Annotated in this window: 13 protein-coding genes; 2 read left to right on the top strand and 11 right to left on the bottom strand. The window is 62.4% G+C overall.

Features of this window, described 5'->3' with window-relative positions; all coding sequences use genetic code 11:
- Positions 1–5 precede the first annotated feature (5 nt).
- The 5 genes from B2Y33_RS05705 to hutC form a co-directional block, all read right to left on the bottom strand.
- Positions 6–1,409 carry an amino acid permease gene (locus tag B2Y33_RS05705; protein WP_206405215.1) on the bottom strand — a complete coding sequence of 468 codons (1,404 nt, stop codon included), beginning with the start codon at positions 1,407–1,409 and terminating at the stop codon, positions 6–8.
- 67 nt (positions 1,410–1,476) lie between these two features.
- A complete protein-coding gene (gene hutH, locus B2Y33_RS05700; RefSeq protein WP_027914062.1) occupies positions 1,477–3,009 on the bottom strand; it encodes a histidine ammonia-lyase in 1,533 nt (510 codons plus the stop codon).
- Between the two features lie 98 nt (positions 3,010–3,107).
- Positions 3,108–4,781 carry a urocanate hydratase gene (hutU, locus tag B2Y33_RS05695; protein WP_027914063.1) on the bottom strand — a complete coding sequence of 558 codons (1,674 nt, stop codon included), beginning with the start codon at positions 4,779–4,781 and terminating at the stop codon, positions 3,108–3,110.
- A gap of 135 nt (positions 4,782–4,916) precedes the next feature.
- Positions 4,917–5,486 (bottom strand): HutD family protein, encoded by a 570-nt coding sequence (locus B2Y33_RS05690; RefSeq protein ID WP_059183449.1) that lies wholly within the window; start codon positions 5,484–5,486, stop codon positions 4,917–4,919.
- A complete protein-coding gene (gene hutC / locus B2Y33_RS05685) occupies positions 5,483–6,193 on the bottom strand; it encodes a histidine utilization repressor (protein ID WP_173645899.1) in 711 nt (236 codons plus the stop codon). Before hutC ends, B2Y33_RS05690 begins: the two co-directional genes overlap by 4 nt.
- Positions 6,194–6,336: 143 nt before the next feature.
- On the opposite strand from hutC, the gene B2Y33_RS05680 reads away from it, so the two are divergent.
- Positions 6,337–7,701, top strand: coding sequence for a formimidoylglutamate deiminase (locus B2Y33_RS05680; protein ID WP_206405216.1), 1,365 nt, complete (start codon positions 6,337–6,339; stop codon positions 7,699–7,701).
- Between the two features lie 104 nt (positions 7,702–7,805).
- Here B2Y33_RS05680 and B2Y33_RS05675 read toward each other — a convergent pair whose 3' ends face one another.
- From B2Y33_RS05675 to B2Y33_RS05655, 5 genes are all read right to left on the bottom strand, one after another.
- Positions 7,806–8,378 carry a lipocalin family protein gene (locus B2Y33_RS05675; RefSeq protein ID WP_027914067.1) on the bottom strand — a complete coding sequence of 191 codons (573 nt, stop codon included), beginning with the start codon at positions 8,376–8,378 and terminating at the stop codon, positions 7,806–7,808.
- Complete coding sequence (bamE, locus tag B2Y33_RS05670) at positions 8,375–8,629, bottom strand: outer membrane protein assembly factor BamE domain-containing protein (RefSeq protein ID WP_027914068.1); 255 nt, start codon at positions 8,627–8,629, stop codon at positions 8,375–8,377. The genes B2Y33_RS05675 and bamE overlap by 4 nt, the downstream gene beginning before the upstream one ends.
- Positions 8,630–8,918: 289 nt before the next feature.
- Positions 8,919–9,515, bottom strand: a complete 597-nt coding sequence (locus B2Y33_RS05665; RefSeq protein WP_206405218.1) for a DUF924 family protein — start codon at positions 9,513–9,515, stop codon at positions 8,919–8,921.
- Between the two features lie 3 nt (positions 9,516–9,518).
- Positions 9,519–10,529, bottom strand: a complete 1,011-nt coding sequence (locus B2Y33_RS05660) for a class 1 fructose-bisphosphatase (protein ID WP_023532920.1) — start codon at positions 10,527–10,529, stop codon at positions 9,519–9,521.
- 242 nt (positions 10,530–10,771) lie between these two features.
- Entirely contained in the window at positions 10,772–13,222 is a 2,451-nt protein-coding gene (locus tag B2Y33_RS05655) for a glycogen/starch/alpha-glucan phosphorylase (protein WP_027914070.1), read from the bottom strand.
- Between the two features lie 185 nt (positions 13,223–13,407).
- Here B2Y33_RS05655 and B2Y33_RS05650 point away from each other — a divergent pair, with 185 nt between their 5' ends.
- A complete protein-coding gene (locus B2Y33_RS05650) occupies positions 13,408–13,812 on the top strand; it encodes a YkgJ family cysteine cluster protein (RefSeq protein ID WP_016712459.1) in 405 nt (134 codons plus the stop codon).
- Between the two features lie 141 nt (positions 13,813–13,953).
- Here the strand turns inward: B2Y33_RS05650 and typA are convergent, their stop codons facing one another.
- Positions 13,954–15,774: a translational GTPase TypA gene (typA, locus tag B2Y33_RS05645; protein WP_023532979.1), complete on the bottom strand. Its 1,821-nt coding sequence runs from the start codon at positions 15,772–15,774 to the stop codon at positions 13,954–13,956.
- Between the last annotated feature and the right edge of the window lie 104 nt (positions 15,775–15,878).

Below are 15,878 nucleotides of genomic sequence, written 5' to 3'. Positions count from 1 at the left end.
CTTTGCTAGCGATGCAACTTGGCGGCTTCGGCCACCGACGCGCCCTGCCCTGTGCGCGGCTTGCACCACAACAGGTAGGACGCCACCAGAAAGACCAGCCAGACCATGCCGACCAACAACGCCGCCTGGGTGTCCGGGAAATAGCCAAGCACACCGAAGACGAAGACCATGAAGGCGATGGCCAATGCCGGGCCCCAGGGCCAGAACGGTACCGGGAACTTGAGCTCGGCCATCTGCTCACGGCTCATGCGCCGCCGCATCGCCACTTGAGTGATGAGGATCATCAGCCAGACCCAGACGGTGGCGAAGGTAGCGATCGAGGCGATCAGCAGAAACACGTTTTCAGGGATCAGGTAATTGAGCAGTACCCCAACCAGCAGTGCTGCCCCCATTACCACCACCGTCATCCACGGCACGCCATGCCTGGACAGCCGGCTGAAGCCCTTGGGGGCATGCCCCTGCTGGGCCAGACCATACATCATGCGGCCCGCACCGAAGATATCGCTGTTGATGGCAGAAACGGCCGCAGAGATCACCACCACGTTCAGCACCGCAGCCGCAGAGCCGATCCCCAGATTGCTGAAGATCTGCACGAAGGGGCTGCCCTGGCTGCCAATCTGCGGCCAGGGGTACAGGCACATCAGCACGAACAGGGTGAGCACATAGAACAGCAGGATGCGCAGGGGCACGGCGTTGATCGCCTTGGGAATCACCCGTTGCGGATCCTTGGCCTCGCCTGCGGTCACCCCGATGATCTCGATGCCGCCAAAGGCGAACATGACCACGGCGAACGAGGCGATCAACCCGGCGACACCGTTAGGCATGAAACCGCCATGCTCGAACAGGTTGCCCACGCCCACGGCCTGCCCGCTGCCCACCTGGCTGAAACCGAAGACCATGATGCCAAGGCCCGCCAGGATCATGGCCACGATCGCGCCCACCTTGAGCAAGGACAGCCAGAATTCCAGTTCGCCGAATACCTTGACGTTGCACAGGTTGAGCGCACCGATGACCAAGACGATGCCCAGCACCCATGTCCAACGGGCGACCTCTGGGAACCAGAAGCCCATGTAGATGCCGAACGCCGTCACATCGGCGATGGCGACGATGACCATCTCGAACGCATAGGTCCAGCCGAGGATGAAGCCGGCCATGGGGCCCAGGTAGGTGCTGGCGTAGTGACCGAATGAGCCGGCCACGGGGTTGTGTACGGCCATTTCGCCCAATGCCCGCATGACCATGAATACCGCAGCGCCGCCGATCAGATAGGCCAGCAATACCGCCGGGCCGGCCATCTGGATGGCCGATGCCGAGCCGTAGAACAGGCCGGTACCGATGGCAGAGCCGAGGGCCATGAAACGAATGTGGCGGGCAGTCAGCCCGCGCTTGAGACCTTGTGCAGGTTGCATGTCACGTCCTTGAATTGTTTTTGTGGTCGTGAGATACGGGGGCCGCCACCAAAGGCCCCCGAGCGCATTACAGACTTGGTAGCACGCCCGCTGGCAATAGCGCGGTCAGACTGCCTTCGGCCAGCATGTGCACGGCCTTTTCGATGTCCGGTGCAAAGAACCGGTCGCGGTCGTAGTGCGGCACTTCACGGCGTAATGCCTGGCGCGCCTGTTCGAGCCTGGCGGAGGTCTTGAGCCCCTTGCGCAGGTCCAGGCCCTGGCAGGCGCCCAACCACTCGATCGCCAGCACGCCCCGGGTATTTTCAGCCATTTCCCATAGGCGCTTGCCAGCAGCCGGGGCCATTGAGACATGGTCCTCCTGGTTGGCGGAGGTCGGCAGGCTGTCGACGCTGTGCGGGTGGGACAGGGCCTTGTTCTCGCTGGCCAGTGCGGCGGCGGTGACCTGGGCGATCATGAAGCCCGAGTTGACCCCACCGTTTTCCACCAGGAAGGGCGGCAACTGGGACATGTGCTTGTCCATCATCAGCGAGATGCGGCGCTCGCTCAACGCGCCCATTTCGGCGATGGCCAGGGCGATGTTGTCGGCGGCCATCGCCACCGGCTCGGCATGGAAGTTACCGCCGGAAACCACGTCGCCTTCGGCGGCGAACACCAAAGGGTTGTCCGACACGGCATTGGCCTCGACGCCGAGTACCTCGGCAGCCTGACGCAGTTGGGTGAGGCAGGCGCCCATCACTTGTGGCTGGCAGCGCAGCGAGTAAGGATCCTGGACCTTGTCGCAGTTCTGGTGCGAAAGCGATACCTCGCTGGTGTCCCCCAGCAGGGCCCTGAAGCAGGCAGCGGTGTCGATCTGTCCGCGCTGGCCGCGCACTGCATGGATACGGGCATCGAAGGGCGAGCGCGAACCAAGGGCGGCTTCCACGCTGAGCGCGCCGCAGGTGACCGCGGCGGCGAACAGGTCTTCGCCATGGAACAGCCCGCGCAGGGCATAGGCCGTGGAGGCCTGGGTACCATTGAGCAGGGCGAGCCCCTCTTTGGCGGCCAGGGTCAACGGCTCAAGACCGGCGATGGCCAGGGCCTCGGTAGCCGCAAGCCACTGGCCCTTGTAGCGCGCCTTGCCCTCGCCCAGCAGTACCAGAGACATGTGGGCCAGCGGCGCGAGGTCACCGGAGGCGCCGACCGAGCCTTTGAGGGGGATGTGGGGATAGACCTCGGCGTTGACCAGCGCGATCAGCGCGTCGATGACCTTGCGGCGAATACCGGAGAAGCCGCGGCTCAGGCTGTTGATCTTCAGCACCATGATCAATCGGACCAGCGCGTCATCGAGCGGCGCACCGATCCCGGCGGCATGCGACAGCACCAGCGAACGCTGCAGGTTTTCCAGGTCGTGGCTGGCGATACGGGTCGACGCCAGCAGTCCGAAACCGGTGTTGATGCCGTAGGCGGTACGGTCCTGCGCGATGATCTGCTCGACGCAGGCCACGCTGGCATCGATGGCCGGGCCGGCGCTGGCGTCGAGTTGAAGCCGTACAGGGCCTGCATGCACAGTGCGCAGTTGCGCCAGGGTCAGGCAGCCGGGCTTGAGGGTAAGTTCGGTCACGTTGCTACTCCAGTTCGCGAGGCATGACCGGCAGCGCCAGCCCGCCTCTTCTTGTTGTCGAGTATCACCCTTGTGGGGTGCATTGCAGAGGGAGGTGATCAGCCGGTGATCATCGGCAGGTCCAGCCCCTGCGCTTGCGCGCACTCAATGGCGATAGCGTAACCGGCATCGGCGTGACGCATGACACCGGTGCCTGGGTCATTGGCCAGCACGCGAGCGATACGAGCCGCCGCCTCGTCGCTGCCGTCACAGACGATGACCATGCCCGAGTGCTGGGAGAAGCCCATGCCGACACCGCCGCCATGGTGCAGCGACACCCAGGTGGCACCGCTGGCGGTATTGAGCAGGGCATTGAGCAATGGCCAGTCGGAGACCGCATCGGAGCCATCGCGCATGGCTTCGGTTTCGCGGTTGGGGCTGGCGACCGAGCCCGAATCGAGATGGTCGCGCCCGATCACGATCGGTGCCGACAGCTCGCCACTGCGCACCATTTCGTTGAACGCCAGGCCCAGCTTGGCCCGCAGCCCCAGCCCTACCCAACAGATGCGGGCCGGCAAGCCTTGGAAGCTGATGCGCTCGCGGGCCATGTCCAGCCAGCGGTGCAGGTGGGCGTCGTCGGGGATCAATTCCTTGACCTTGGCATCGGTCTTGTAGATGTCTTCGGCTTCGCCGGACAACGCTGCCCAGCGGAAGGGGCCGATGCCCCGGCAGAACAGTGGACGGATGTAAGCCGGCACGAAACCTGGGAAATCGAACGCATTGGCCACGCCTTCTTCCTTGGCCATCTGGCGAATGTTGTTGCCGTAGTCGAAGGTGGGCACGCCCTGCTGCTGAAAATCGAGCATGGCCTGTACATGCACGGCCATCGACTGCTTGGCAGCCTTGACCACGGCCACCGGGTCGGTCTGTGCGCGGTCGCGGTACTGCTCCCACGTCCAGCCGGCGGGCAGGTAGCCATTGAGCGGGTCATGCGCGCTGGTCTGGTCGGTGACCATGTCTGGCCGCACCCCGCGCCTGACCAACTCAGGCAATACGTCGGCCGCATTGCCATGCAAGGCGATGGAAATAGCCTTGCCTTCGGCGGTGTAACGGGCGATGCGCGCCAGGGCATCGTCCAGGTCAGTGGCCTGCTCATCGACGTAGCGGGTTTGCAGGCGGAAATCGATACGGCTTTGCTGGCACTCGATGTTCAGCGAACAAGCCCCGGCCAAGGTCGCGGCCAATGGCTGGGCCCCACCCATGCCACCCAGACCTGCGGTCAGCACCCACTTGCCCTTGAGGCTGCCGCCGTAGTGCTGGCGACCCGCCTCGACGAAGGTTTCGTAAGTGCCTTGGACGATGCCCTGGCTGCCGATGTAGATCCAGCTGCCAGCGGTCATCTGGCCATACATGGCCAGGCCTTTGGCGTCCAGCTCGTTGAAGTGCTCCCAGCTGGCCCAGTGAGGGACCAAGTTCGAGTTGGCGATCAGCACGCGTGGTGCGTTGCTGTGAGTCTTGAACACGCCGACCGGCTTGCCGGACTGGACCAGCAGGGTTTCGTCGTCTTCCAGACGGGTCAGGGTTTCGACGATCTTGTCGTAGCAGTCCCAGTTGCGCGCGGCCCGGCCGATGCCACCGTACACCACCAGTTCCTTGGGGTTCTCGGCGACCTGCGGGTCGAGGTTGTTCATCAACATGCGCAGTGGCGCTTCGGTCAGCCAGCTTTTGGCAGTGAGCGTATTGCCACGCGGGGCACGGATTTCAACGTCACGGTATTTGTTGTTGTCGGTCACGGGAATGTCCTTTGCGGTCGGCTGCAGCAGATGTGTCGTGGAACAATACAAACACATCTTTACTTGTATGTACAAGCATGGACAAGTGAAATTCGTAGACCTTGACGCCGCAAGCGATGCCAGCCCAGGGTCAGCTCAACGGGGATCGAGTTCGATCAGGCAGCACTGCCCCTGTACGTCCAACGCCAGCAACGCTTCGTTACCTTCCAGTTGCAGGCAGTCATGACGCCCCAATTGCAGGGCCTGGTGCCCCGCCGCCACTTCTACCGCTTGGCTGGCGGCAAACAGCAGCACGGTCGAGGCCGAGGTGTGCAAACGGTTGAAACCTTCCAGCCATTGCAAGCGCGCCCGATAGCGCTGCGGTGCGTAGATGAGGTTGAAATCACGAATCGGCCCGCCGATAAGGTGGCAATCGACCTCGCTTGCCCCCTCGAACGCAAACCCGTCGAATGGCAGCAGCGGCCGGCTGAGTTGGCCGTCTACCCACAGACGCATGCCATCGCCCTGCAGCACGGTGATGATCCGCTGGTAGCCGGCGAAGCTCGAAAAAGCGCCCGACGCCTGGATATCGGCAATCGACAAGCGCCAGCCAAAACCGTCCAGGCCCTTGCCGTGGTCACGGGCGATTTCCTCGGTGAAGCCAGCGCCGTTTTTCCAGGGCATGCGCGGATAGTCCCGCGCCTGCAACACATGCAATCGGCTCATTTGCCAAAACGTCCTTCCAGGCGATGGCGCGAACCGGGGTGAATCAGGCGCGCGGCCGTGACCGGCTGGCGCCCGGACCAGGTACGGCGGCGGATCAGCAGGCATGGCTCGCCGCGTTCGATTTGCAGGAGCTGGCATTCTTCAGGCTCTGCCAGGATCGCCTCGACCACATGCTCGCCCTCCGTCAGCGGAGCTACCTGGGACAGATAGGCATAAGGCGTCTGACGGGTGAAGTCCTGCAGAAGGTATTCGGGCGCCACGGCCGCATTGACGTAGCGATCTTCGATCTGCACCGGGGTATCGTTCTCGAAATGCACGATCAGCGAATGAAATACCCGCTGACCTTCGCGCATGTTCAAGGCCAGCGCTCGCTCGGAACCTGCAGCTTCCTCGGCAAGCACCACGACCTGACAGCTATGCCGGTGCCCGCGTGCGGCGATTTCGTCGGCGATGTTGTTCACTTCGAACAGCGCCGAGCGGCCTTTGGGCTCGGCTACGAAGGTGCCGACACCTTGCATGCGCACCAACAGCCCCTCGGCTGTGAGCTCGCGCAGGGCGCGATTGATGGTCATGCGGCTGAAGCCCAGTTGGCTGACCAGTTCGCTTTCCGAGGGCACACGGTGATGCGGCGGCCAGCTACCGTCGTCGATGTGCTGCTTGATCATCTGTTTGACCCGCGCGTACAGCGGCGCCGGGCCTTCGCCCATGGGGGCAACCAGCGCGTTGGCAGGAGGTGTCGGCACGGCCAGAAATCCTTGTGCATAAGAAATGAGCGTTAGCTTGCCGGAGTTTACCCGGCAGGCAAACGCCTGTATATGTATATACAAGATAACAAGAACAGGAGCCTGCAATGCCCGCCTATTTTGCCCAACGCGCCTTGTTGCCTACGGGGTGGGCCCGAGACGTGCGCTTAGACGTCGGTACGGACGGGTTCCTGACACGCATTGAAGCCGGCGCTTGCGCCGACGGCGCAGAGCATCTGGCGGGCCCCCTACTTCCCGGTATGCCGAATGTGCACTCCCACGCGTTCCAGCGGGCCATGGCCGGGCTTGCCGAGGTCGTCGGCGACCCCAATGACAGCTTCTGGACCTGGCGCGACCTCATGTACCGGCTGGTCGGGCAGATCACGCCTGAGCAGCTGCAGGTCATCGCCCGCCAGCTCTACATCGAGATGCTCAAAGCGGGCTATACCGCGGTGGCGGAATTCCATTACGTGCACCATGACCAGGTAGGCAATGCGTATGCAGACCCGACCGAGTTGTCTCGTCGGATCAGCGCAGCGGCCACGCAGAGCGGCATCGGCCTGACCCTGCTGCCGGTACTCTACAGCCATGCAGGGTTTGGCGGCCAAACGCCAAGCGATGGCCAGCGCCGGTTCATCCAGTCCACCGACCACTACCTGCGTTTGCAGGCGCAATTGGCGCCGCTGCTGGCCGCGCAACCGGCGCAGGGGCTGGGCTTGTGCTTTCACTCGCTGCGGGCCGTGACGCCTGGGCAGATCGCCGGGGTATTGGCGGCCAGTGACGGCAAATGCCCGGTGCACATTCATATTGCCGAGCAGCAACGGGAAGTCGATGACTCCCTGGCCTGGAGCGGCCTGCGACCCTTGCAATGGCTGTATGAGCACGTGGCCGTGGATGAGCGCTGGTGCCTGGTGCACGCCACACACGCCCAGCCGGACGAAGTGACAGCCATGGCCCGCAGCGGCGCCGTGGCGGGATTGTGCCTGACGACCGAAGCCAACCTGGGCGACGGCATTTTCCCGGCCACAGACTACCTGGCACAGGGCGGGCGCCTGGGGATTGGTTCGGACAGCCATGTCTCGCTAAGCGTGGTTGAAGAGCTGCGCTGGCTGGAGTACGGCCAGCGCCTGCGCGACCAGCGACGCAACCGCTTGCATCGCCGCGACCAACCGATGGTCGGGCGCACCTTGCTCGACGCTGCGTGGGCAGGGGGTGCACAGGCGCTGGGTCAGCCCATTGGCGAACTGGCTGTAGGCAAGCGCGCCGACTGGCTGGTGCTTGATGATCAGGACCCCTACATCGCCATGGCCGACGGTGATGGCATTCTCAATCGGTGGCTGTTTGCCGGCGGTGACCGGCAGGTTCGCGACGTGATGGTCAATGGCCAATGGGTGGTACGCCAAGGCCATCATCTGCAAGAGGAGCAAAGCCGCGCGGCATTCACTCAGGTACTGCGGCAGCTTTTGGGATGACCCGACCAAGGCCGCTTAGCGGCGGCCGCGATTCGAGCTGAGGCGCTACAGCAGGCCCCGGGTAGGCATGACGTTCGCTTCCGCCCACCACGCCTGCAACCCACTCAGTGCATCTTGACGATCTGCTGGTCGGAAGCTCGCCAGATCAACCGGCTGGTGTCGTAGCCCTGCTGGCGGGCCTTGGCCAGCAAGTGTTCGCGCTCCCAGGCCGGCAAGCTGGGCGTGCGTGACAGAATCCACAAGTACTTGCGGTCCGGGCTGCCGACAACCGCGGTGCGGTAGCGCTCGTCCACATACAAGATCCAGTATTCGCCCCTGGCAACGCCAGGGACCAGGCGTGTGAACCAGTTGTCGAATTCCACCCACAGCCTGTCGGTATGCCCTGGCGCCTCGATGTAGGCACGGCCTTCGGCACGCAGCCACTCGTCACCCAGGGTGCGGCAGCGGTTCAGCAAACCGAATGACCCATCGGGTTTGAGGTTGTAATGGGCCTCCGACTGTTCGCAGCCGGCCTGATAGCGCATGGGCAAGCGTGCAAGCTCGTACCACTTGCCCTGGTAACGCTTGAGATCCACCTGCCCCGCGGTCTTCGGTGCAAGCGGGTCGTTCATCGACCCCGCGCACCCGCCGAGCAAGAGGGTCAGGCACAGGCCCAACAGTAGACCGGCAGCCCTCATTTGAGACCCTGCCCCGAATACATCAAGACCTTGTCCGACGCGTACTGCACGCTGATGAAGCTACGCTCGTCCCCCCACGTGCAACTGCTCATGCCCAAGGCGCCAGAACACTCGGTCGGCGTGCCGAGCAATTGCTCGACCTCGGCCTTGCTCATGCCGGCCTTGAGTTTGGAATAGTTTTCCTGATTGATCTTGCTGCAGGCGGCGAGCACGACACACAGCGACAACAGGGCGAGGGAACGCAACGACATGAAGACACTCCTGAACGAGGGAGCAGGCGAGTGGCCTGCAGTGCCCTTCGACGGGAAAATGCCTCCCAGGTTCCCTGTTGGACCTGCCCAAGACCGCTACCGCTGATCGGGAAAATGGCTTATTCGAATGAGCCGCCCGGAGGTTGGTGGGTTCAGTATGGGGATTTACGTGCTGGGCCGGGTCTGAAACAGCAGACACTAATGGGGCCGCTGTGCGGCCCCATTAGTGTCAAGTCAATCGCATTAGCCCATGGAGGGCGGCCTCAGTCATTGAACGTAGAGCGCTGCTTCAGAACCTGGAACCCGGCTCGAGCAGAAAATCCATCTCTTCACTGGTACTGGGCCTGTCCAGCACGAGGTTACGGTGCGGGAACCGGCCAAACCGCTCGATTACCCGCTGGTGTTGCTGGGCATAATCCAGGAAGCCTTCGAACAACCGACGGTTGGCTTCAGGTTGCTCGTCAAGCAGCACCTGGTAGCGCTCGACGGACATGTTCTGCCAGTCCAGCACTTCGGCATGCTCGAGCACCAGCAGCACGAATACCCGCTGGATCGGGAGCAACTGATAATCCCAGTCCTTCTGCAACCCCTGCAGGGCGACCACTTGCGCACGCCGATCACCCTCGAACGCACGTGGCGTGTCGCGGTAGATCATGCGTGGCAGCTGATCGAGCAGTAGCAGAAGCCCAAGCCAGCCCTGAGGGCTCTGCTGCCACTCGTCGAGCCCACCTGCCAAGGCCTGGTCGACAAGCTCATCGAACAGCGCCTGGGCCTCGGCGTCGTGATGCTTGCCGAACCATTGGGCGCTCTTCTCGTCAGCCACGGCCTGGGCGCTGGTGCCCCAACCGAACCACCATTCCAGCAAAGGCTGCCAAGGTGCGAGCATGACTTACTCCTTGTGGTAGGCGGTGACGCGCTCAACCTCTTCCTTCGAGCCCAGGATCACCGACACACGCTGGTGCAGGCTCTCTGGCTGAATGTCGAGGATGCGGTCGTAGCCGTTGGTGGACGCGCCACCGGCCTGTTCGATGATGAACGACATCGGGTTGGCTTCGTACATCAGGCGCAGCTTGCCCGGCTTGCTCGGCTCACGGGCATCGCGCGGGTACATGAACAGGCCGCCACGGGTGAGGATACGGTGTACGTCGGCCACCATCGAGGCGATCCAACGCATGTTGTAGTTCTTTTTCAGCGGGCCGGTCTCGCCTGCCAGCAGCTCGCCCACGTAGCGCTGTACCGGGGCTTCCCAGTGACGCTGGTTGGACATGTTGATGGCGAATTCGGCGGTGGTTTCCGGAATGCTGATGTTCTCGTGGGTCAGCACGAAGCTACCCAGTTCGCGGTCCAGGGTGAAGCCCTTGACGCCGTTGCCCAGGGTCAGAATCAGCATGGTCTGCGGGCCATAGATGGCGTAGCCGGCCGCAACCTGCTCGGTGCCCGGCTGCAGGAAGGCATTTTCGTTCAGGGTTTCGTTCTGGCTCAGGTACTCGTTAGGGCAACGCAGTACCGAGAAGATGGTACCGACCGACACGTTGACGTCGATGTTGGAGGAGCCGTCGAGCGGGTCGAAGACCAGCAGGTAGGCACCTTTGGGGTAGCGACCCGGAATCTGGTAGGCGTTGTCCATTTCCTCGGACGCCATGCCGGCCAGGTGACCGCCCCATTCGTTGGCTTCGAGCAGGATGTCGTTGGAGATGACGTCCAGCTTCTTCTGGACTTCGCCCTGGACGTTTTCGGTGCCCATGCTGCCCAGCACACCGCCAAGGGCGCCCTTGGACACGTGATGGCTGATTTCCTTGCACGCACGCGCCACCACTTCGATCAGGAAGCGCAGATCGGCAGGGGTATTGTTGCTGCGGGTCTGCTCAATCAGATAGCGACTCAGGGTAACGCGGGACATGTATGGCTCCAACAGGATTGGGGATGGAAAACCCACGCAGTTTACAGGGAGAGCGGCGGGCTAGCGAGCGATGAGACTCGCCACGGCTGTCAGACGGCACAATGGATCGGGAGTTCAGCGCTCGCCAGGCCGACGGTCGGCACAGGGCTGCCCGGCCCCATGCTGGCGCCGGGCGGCCTGTGATCGCTGCTGCTGGCAACGTCGACGAGCCAGGTGGCGGTGCCCACCTGGCCTGCCCTGTGTCAGTCCAGCGCCTTCCAGATCTCGGTCGCGTACTCGCGGATGGTCCTGTCCGACGAGAACCAGCCCATGCGTGCCGTGTTCAGCACCGCCATGCGCCACCACTGCTGCGGCTTGTGCCACAGGTCTTCAACCCGCTGCTGAGCGTCCCAGTAGGCATCGAAATCGGCACAGACCATGAAGCGGTCGTAGCCAATCAGGCCATCGATCAGACCGGTGTAACGCGAAGGGTCGTCCGAGGAAAACACACCGCTGCGGATGGCCTGCAACACGTCGTTCAAGCGCCCGGAGGCCGCGATGGCAGCCGAGGCGCCGAAATCGCCGGCGCGCTTGCGCGCTTCCACTTGCTGCGCCGTCAAGCCGAAGATGAACATGTTGTCGGGGCCGACCTGCTCGCTCATCTCCACGTTCGCGCCATCGAGGGTGCCGATGGTCAGGGCGCCATTGAGGCCGAACTTCATGTTGCTGGTACCCGAGGCCTCGTAGCCGGCCGTGGATATCTGCTCGGAAAGGTCCGCCGCCGGGATGATGCTTTCGGCCAGGCTTACGTTGTAATTGGGCAGGAACACGACCTTGAGCAGGCCGCGCACGGTGGGATCGTTGTTGACCACCCGGGCGATGTCGTTGGTCAGCTTGATGATGAGTTTGGCCTGATGGTAGCTGGCCGCTGCCTTGCCCGCGAAGATCTTGACCCGGGGTACCCAGTGCGTACCCGGGTCGTGGCGAATAGCCTGGTACAACGCTACGGTGTGCAGCAGGTTGAGCAGTTGCCGCTTGTACTCGTGGATGCGCTTGACCTGCACGTCGAACATCGCTTCCGGGTTCACCGTAACGCCCACGCGATCCTGGATGATGCTCGCCAATGCACGCTTGCTGTGCAGCCGCTGCGCTGCGAACTGCTTGCAGAAACTGGCTTTGTCGGCGAACGGAACCAGCCCGGTCAGCAGGCGCTCAGGGTCGTCCAGCAGCTCGGGGCCCAATGCCTCCACCAGCATGCCGGTCAGTTGGGGGTTGGACTGATAGAGCCAGCGGCGGAAGGTGATGCCGTTGGTCTTGTTGTTGATCCGCTGGGGGTACAGCTTGTGCAGCTCGGAAAAGACCGTGCTCTTCATCAACTGGCTGTGCAGCGCCGATACGCCATTGACGCTGTGTGAGCCAAGGAACGCCAGGTTGCCCATGCGCACCCGCCGGCCGTTGTCTTCTTCGATCAAGGACACGGCACGCAGCAGGTCGAAATCATGCATGCCTTTGGCACGCAACGAATCGATATGGTAGGCGTTGATCAGGTAGATGATCTGCATGTGCCTGGGCAGCATGCGCTCCATCAGGGCCACCGGCCAGGTTTCCAGGGCCTCGGGCAGCAAGGTGTGGTTGGTGTAGGCCAAGGTGCCCACAGTCACTTCCCAGGCGGTGTCCCAGGGGATTTGATGTTCGTCGACCAGCAACCGCATCAGCTCGGCCACGGCGATGGAGGGGTGGGTGTCGTTGAGCTGGATAGCCGCCGCATCGGGCAGGTTGAGCAAGTTGTCGTGCATGTTCAGGTGCCGACGCAGCAGGTCTTGCAGCGATGCCGACACGAAGAAGTACTCCTGGCGCAGGCGCAGCTCCTGGCCAGCCTCGGTACTGTCGGCCGGGTACAGTACGCGGGAGATGCTTTCGGCGCGCGCCACCTCGGCAACGGCGCCCAGGTGGTCCCCTGCGTTGAAGCGCTCCAGGTGCAGTTCCTCCAGCGCCCGTGCACGCCACAGGCGCAAGGTATTGACGCTGGAGCCTCTCCAGCCAACGACCGGCGTGTCGTACGCCACCGCCCGGACGGTTTCGCTGGGAGACCACACCTGGCGCTGGTTGCCATGCGTGTCGCTGACCGTTTCGACGCTGCCACCAAAACTGATGGGGTAGATGACTTCGGCCCTCTCGAATTCCCATGGGTTGCCGAAATCCAGCCAGTTTTCCGTCTGTTCCTGCTGCCAACCGTCCACCATGGCCTGCCGGAACAGCCCGTGCTCGTAGCGGATACCGTAACCATGCGCGGCAATGCCCAGCGTTGACATGCTTTCCATGAAGCACGCTGCCAACCGGCCCAAACCGCCGTTGCCCAGCGCCGCGTCGGGCTCAAGCAGGCGAATGCGCTCCAGGTCCACGTCCAGGCCATCCAGCGCGTCGCGCGCGATGTCCAGCAAGCCCAGGTTGCTCAGGCTGTCATACAGCAGCCGACCGATCAGGAACTCCAGGGAGAGGTAATACACCCGCTTCTGACTGCGTCGGTAGGATTGCCGGGTATGGTCCATCCAGTGATCGACCATATGGTCGCGCGCAGCCAGGGCGATGGCTTCGAACCAGTCATGGTCGAAAGCATGCTCCGGGTCCTTGCCGACGGCATAGGTAAGTTTATCCAGCACTGCAGCGCGAAAATCCGCGACTTCAGCGTCACGCGCTTTGGGTTCCTGGGACATGCGTCATCCTCGGGGCAAATGGACAAGAGCAGAAAGCAAATGTTGAGCCTAGACGCTTCGACCGGCCGCAATCACCAGTGTTCGAGTATTTGCGTGGCCGCATGCAACCGGTCATAAAATTGTTCATAAATTGAGCAATTCCGGTATCATCGCGCGCCCTATACCGTGATCCGCCTCATAAAACGATGAAAACGACCCTGATCGCCGCTGCCGAAGTCGACCGCCTGGAGACTTGGCAGCGCTATGCCAGCCACATGTGCGGCGGCTGCCATTCAACTTGCTGCACCTTGCCGGTGGAGGTCAAGATCAAGGACCTGATCCGCATCGGCGTGGTGGATGAATTCGAAAAAGACGAGCCGCCTAAAAACGTGGCCAAGCGTTTGCAGAAAGAAGGCATCATCGAGCGCTTCAACCAGAAGTCGGGCATCTTCACCCTGACGCGCATGAGCAACGACGATTGCATGTACCTGGATCGTAAGAGCCGCCTGTGCACCATTTATGACAAGCGCCCCGACACCTGCCGCAACCATCCGAAGGTCGGGCCACGGCCGGGGTATTGTGCGTACAAGCCGAAGGTGGTTGGGCGCTAAGACCCAATAGGGGTCGATAACCTGTCGGTATTTGCATACCGCTGGAGCCTAGCTGGCCACCGACAGGACAACGAGTCGCCAGACAAACAAAAACGCCCCCGGCCTTTCGACGGGGGGCGTTTTCATTCAGCCTGAGCTAACTCAGTTCTTGGCTTTCTTGGCAGCGCGGGTACGCTCGCCTTCGTCCAGGATCTTTTTGCGCAGACGGATCGACTTCGGCGTGACTTCGCACAGCTCGTCGTCCTGGATGAATTCCAGGGCCTGTTCCAGGGTGTGACGCACTGGCGGTACCAGGGCGATGACTTCGTCTTTGCCCGAAGCACGCATGTTGTCGAGCTTCTTGCCTTTGGTCGGGTTCACACCCAGGTCGTTGTCGCGGCTGTTCAGGCCGATGATCTGACCACCGTAGATTTCCTGACCGTGCTCGACGAACAGCTTGCCGCGCGCTTGCAGGGTTTCCAGGGAGTAGGTCAGGGCCTTGCCGGTTTCGACCGACACCAGTACACCGTTCAGACGGCCGGACATCTGGCCCGACTTCATGGTGTCGTAGCGATCGAAGATCGAGGTCAGGATGCCTGCACCGTTGGTCAGGGTCAGGAACTGGTTACGGAAGCCGATCAGGCCACGGGCCGGGATGTTGTACTCAAGGCGCACACGGCCCTTGCCATCCGGAACCATGTTGGTCAGGTCGCCCTTACGCAGGCCCATCTCTTCCATGACCTTGCCCTGGGATTCTTCAGGGATGTCGATGGTGACGTTTTCGAACGGCTCTTGCTTGACGCCGTCGACTTCACGAATGATCACTTCCGGACGGCCCACGGCCATCTCGAAGCCTTCGCGACGCATGGTTTCAATCAGCACCGACAGGTGCAGCTCGCCACGGCCCGATACCTTGAACTTGTCAGGAGAATCGGTTTCCTGAACGCGCAGGGCTACGTTGTACAGCAGTTCCTTGTCCAGACGGTCCTTGATGTTCCGGCTGGTGACGAACTTGCCTTCCTTGCCGCAGAACGGCGAGTCGTTGACCTGGAAGGTCATGGACACGGTTGGCTCGTCAACGGTCAGTGGCTTCATCGCTTCGACGGCGGTTGGGTCGCACAGGGTGTCGGAGATGAACAGCTCGTCGAAACCGCTGATGCAGACGATGTCGCCAGCCTGGGCTTCTTCAACGTCGACGCGGTGCAGACCGTGGTGGCCCATCAGCTTGAGGATACGGCCGTTACGCTTCTTGCCATTGGTGTCGATGGCGACAACCGGGGTATTCGGCTTGACGCGACCACGGGCGATGCGGCCAACGCCGATCACACCCAGGAAGCTGTTGTAGTCCAGTGCCGAGATTTGCATCTGGAACGGGCCGTCACGGTCAACCGAAGGCGCAGGTACGTTGTCGATGATCGACTGGTACAGCGGGGTCATGTCTTCGGCCATGTCGGTGTGGTCCAGGCCGGCAATGCCGTTCAGGGCCGAGGCGTAGACGACTTTGAAGTCCAGCTGCTCATCGGTGGCGCCCAGGTTGTCGAACAGATCGAAGATCTGGTCCAGAACCCAGTCAGGACGCGCGCCCGGGCGGTCGACCTTGTTGATGACCACGATTGGCTTGAGGCCAGCTTCGAAGGCCTTCTTGGTCACGAAGCGGGTCTGTGGCATCGGGCCGTCCTGGGCATCGACCAGCAGCAGCACGGAGTCAACCATCGACATCACACGCTCAACCTCGCCACCGAAGTCGGCGTGGCCGGGGGTGTCGACGATGTTGATGTGGTAGCCGTTCCAGTTGATGGCGGTGTTCTTCGCCAGAATGGTGATGCCGCGCTCTTTTTCCTGGTCGTTGGAGTCCATCACGCGCTCGTCGTTGAGCTCGTTACGCTCGAGCGTGCCCGACTGGCGCAGGAGTTTGTCTACCAGGGTGGTTTTGCCATGGTCAACGTGGGCGATGATGGCGATGTTACGCAGATTTTCGATCACAACTGTATCTCGATCAGAGGATTCGGTTGCCGCCAGTGTAGGCGGCGAATAAGTACGTTTGAGGCTCAGCGGGCCCGCAGGTCGGGAGGGCGATGGCGGATGCT

It is taken from the genome of Pseudomonas sp. UBA5666 (assembly GCF_002420785.1).
Classification (GTDB): Bacteria; Pseudomonadota; Gammaproteobacteria; order Pseudomonadales; family Pseudomonadaceae; genus Aquipseudomonas; species Aquipseudomonas fulva.
Note: the sequence above shows the minus strand (reverse complement) of the source record. Positions and strands in the feature narration are given on the sequence as shown.

Excerpts from the sequence above, each read along its gene's own strand:
- B2Y33_RS05675 (WP_027914067.1), bottom strand. The coding sequence starts at position 8,378 with ATGAGGGCTGCCGGTCTACTGTTGGGCCTGTGCCTGACCCTCTTGCTC.
- B2Y33_RS05665 (WP_206405218.1), bottom strand. The coding sequence starts at position 9,515 with ATGCTCGCACCTTGGCAGCCTTTGCTGGAATGGTGGTTCGGTTGGGGC.
- bamE (WP_027914068.1), bottom strand. The coding sequence starts at position 8,629 with ATGTCGTTGCGTTCCCTCGCCCTGTTGTCGCTGTGTGTCGTGCTCGCC.
- B2Y33_RS05655 (WP_027914070.1), bottom strand. The coding sequence starts at position 13,222 with ATGTCCCAGGAACCCAAAGCGCGTGACGCTGAAGTCGCGGATTTTCGC.
- B2Y33_RS05705 (WP_206405215.1), bottom strand. The coding sequence starts at position 1,409 with ATGCAACCTGCACAAGGTCTCAAGCGCGGGCTGACTGCCCGCCACATT.
- B2Y33_RS05690 (WP_059183449.1), bottom strand. The coding sequence starts at position 5,486 with ATGAGCCGATTGCATGTGTTGCAGGCGCGGGACTATCCGCGCATGCCC.
- hutC (WP_173645899.1), bottom strand. The coding sequence starts at position 6,193 with ATGGGCGAAGGCCCGGCGCCGCTGTACGCGCGGGTCAAACAGATGATC.
- B2Y33_RS05650 (WP_016712459.1), top strand. The coding sequence starts at position 13,408 with ATGAAAACGACCCTGATCGCCGCTGCCGAAGTCGACCGCCTGGAGACT.
- B2Y33_RS05660 (WP_023532920.1), bottom strand. The coding sequence starts at position 10,529 with ATGTCCCGCGTTACCCTGAGTCGCTATCTGATTGAGCAGACCCGCAGC.
- B2Y33_RS05680 (WP_206405216.1), top strand. The coding sequence starts at position 6,337 with ATGCCCGCCTATTTTGCCCAACGCGCCTTGTTGCCTACGGGGTGGGCC.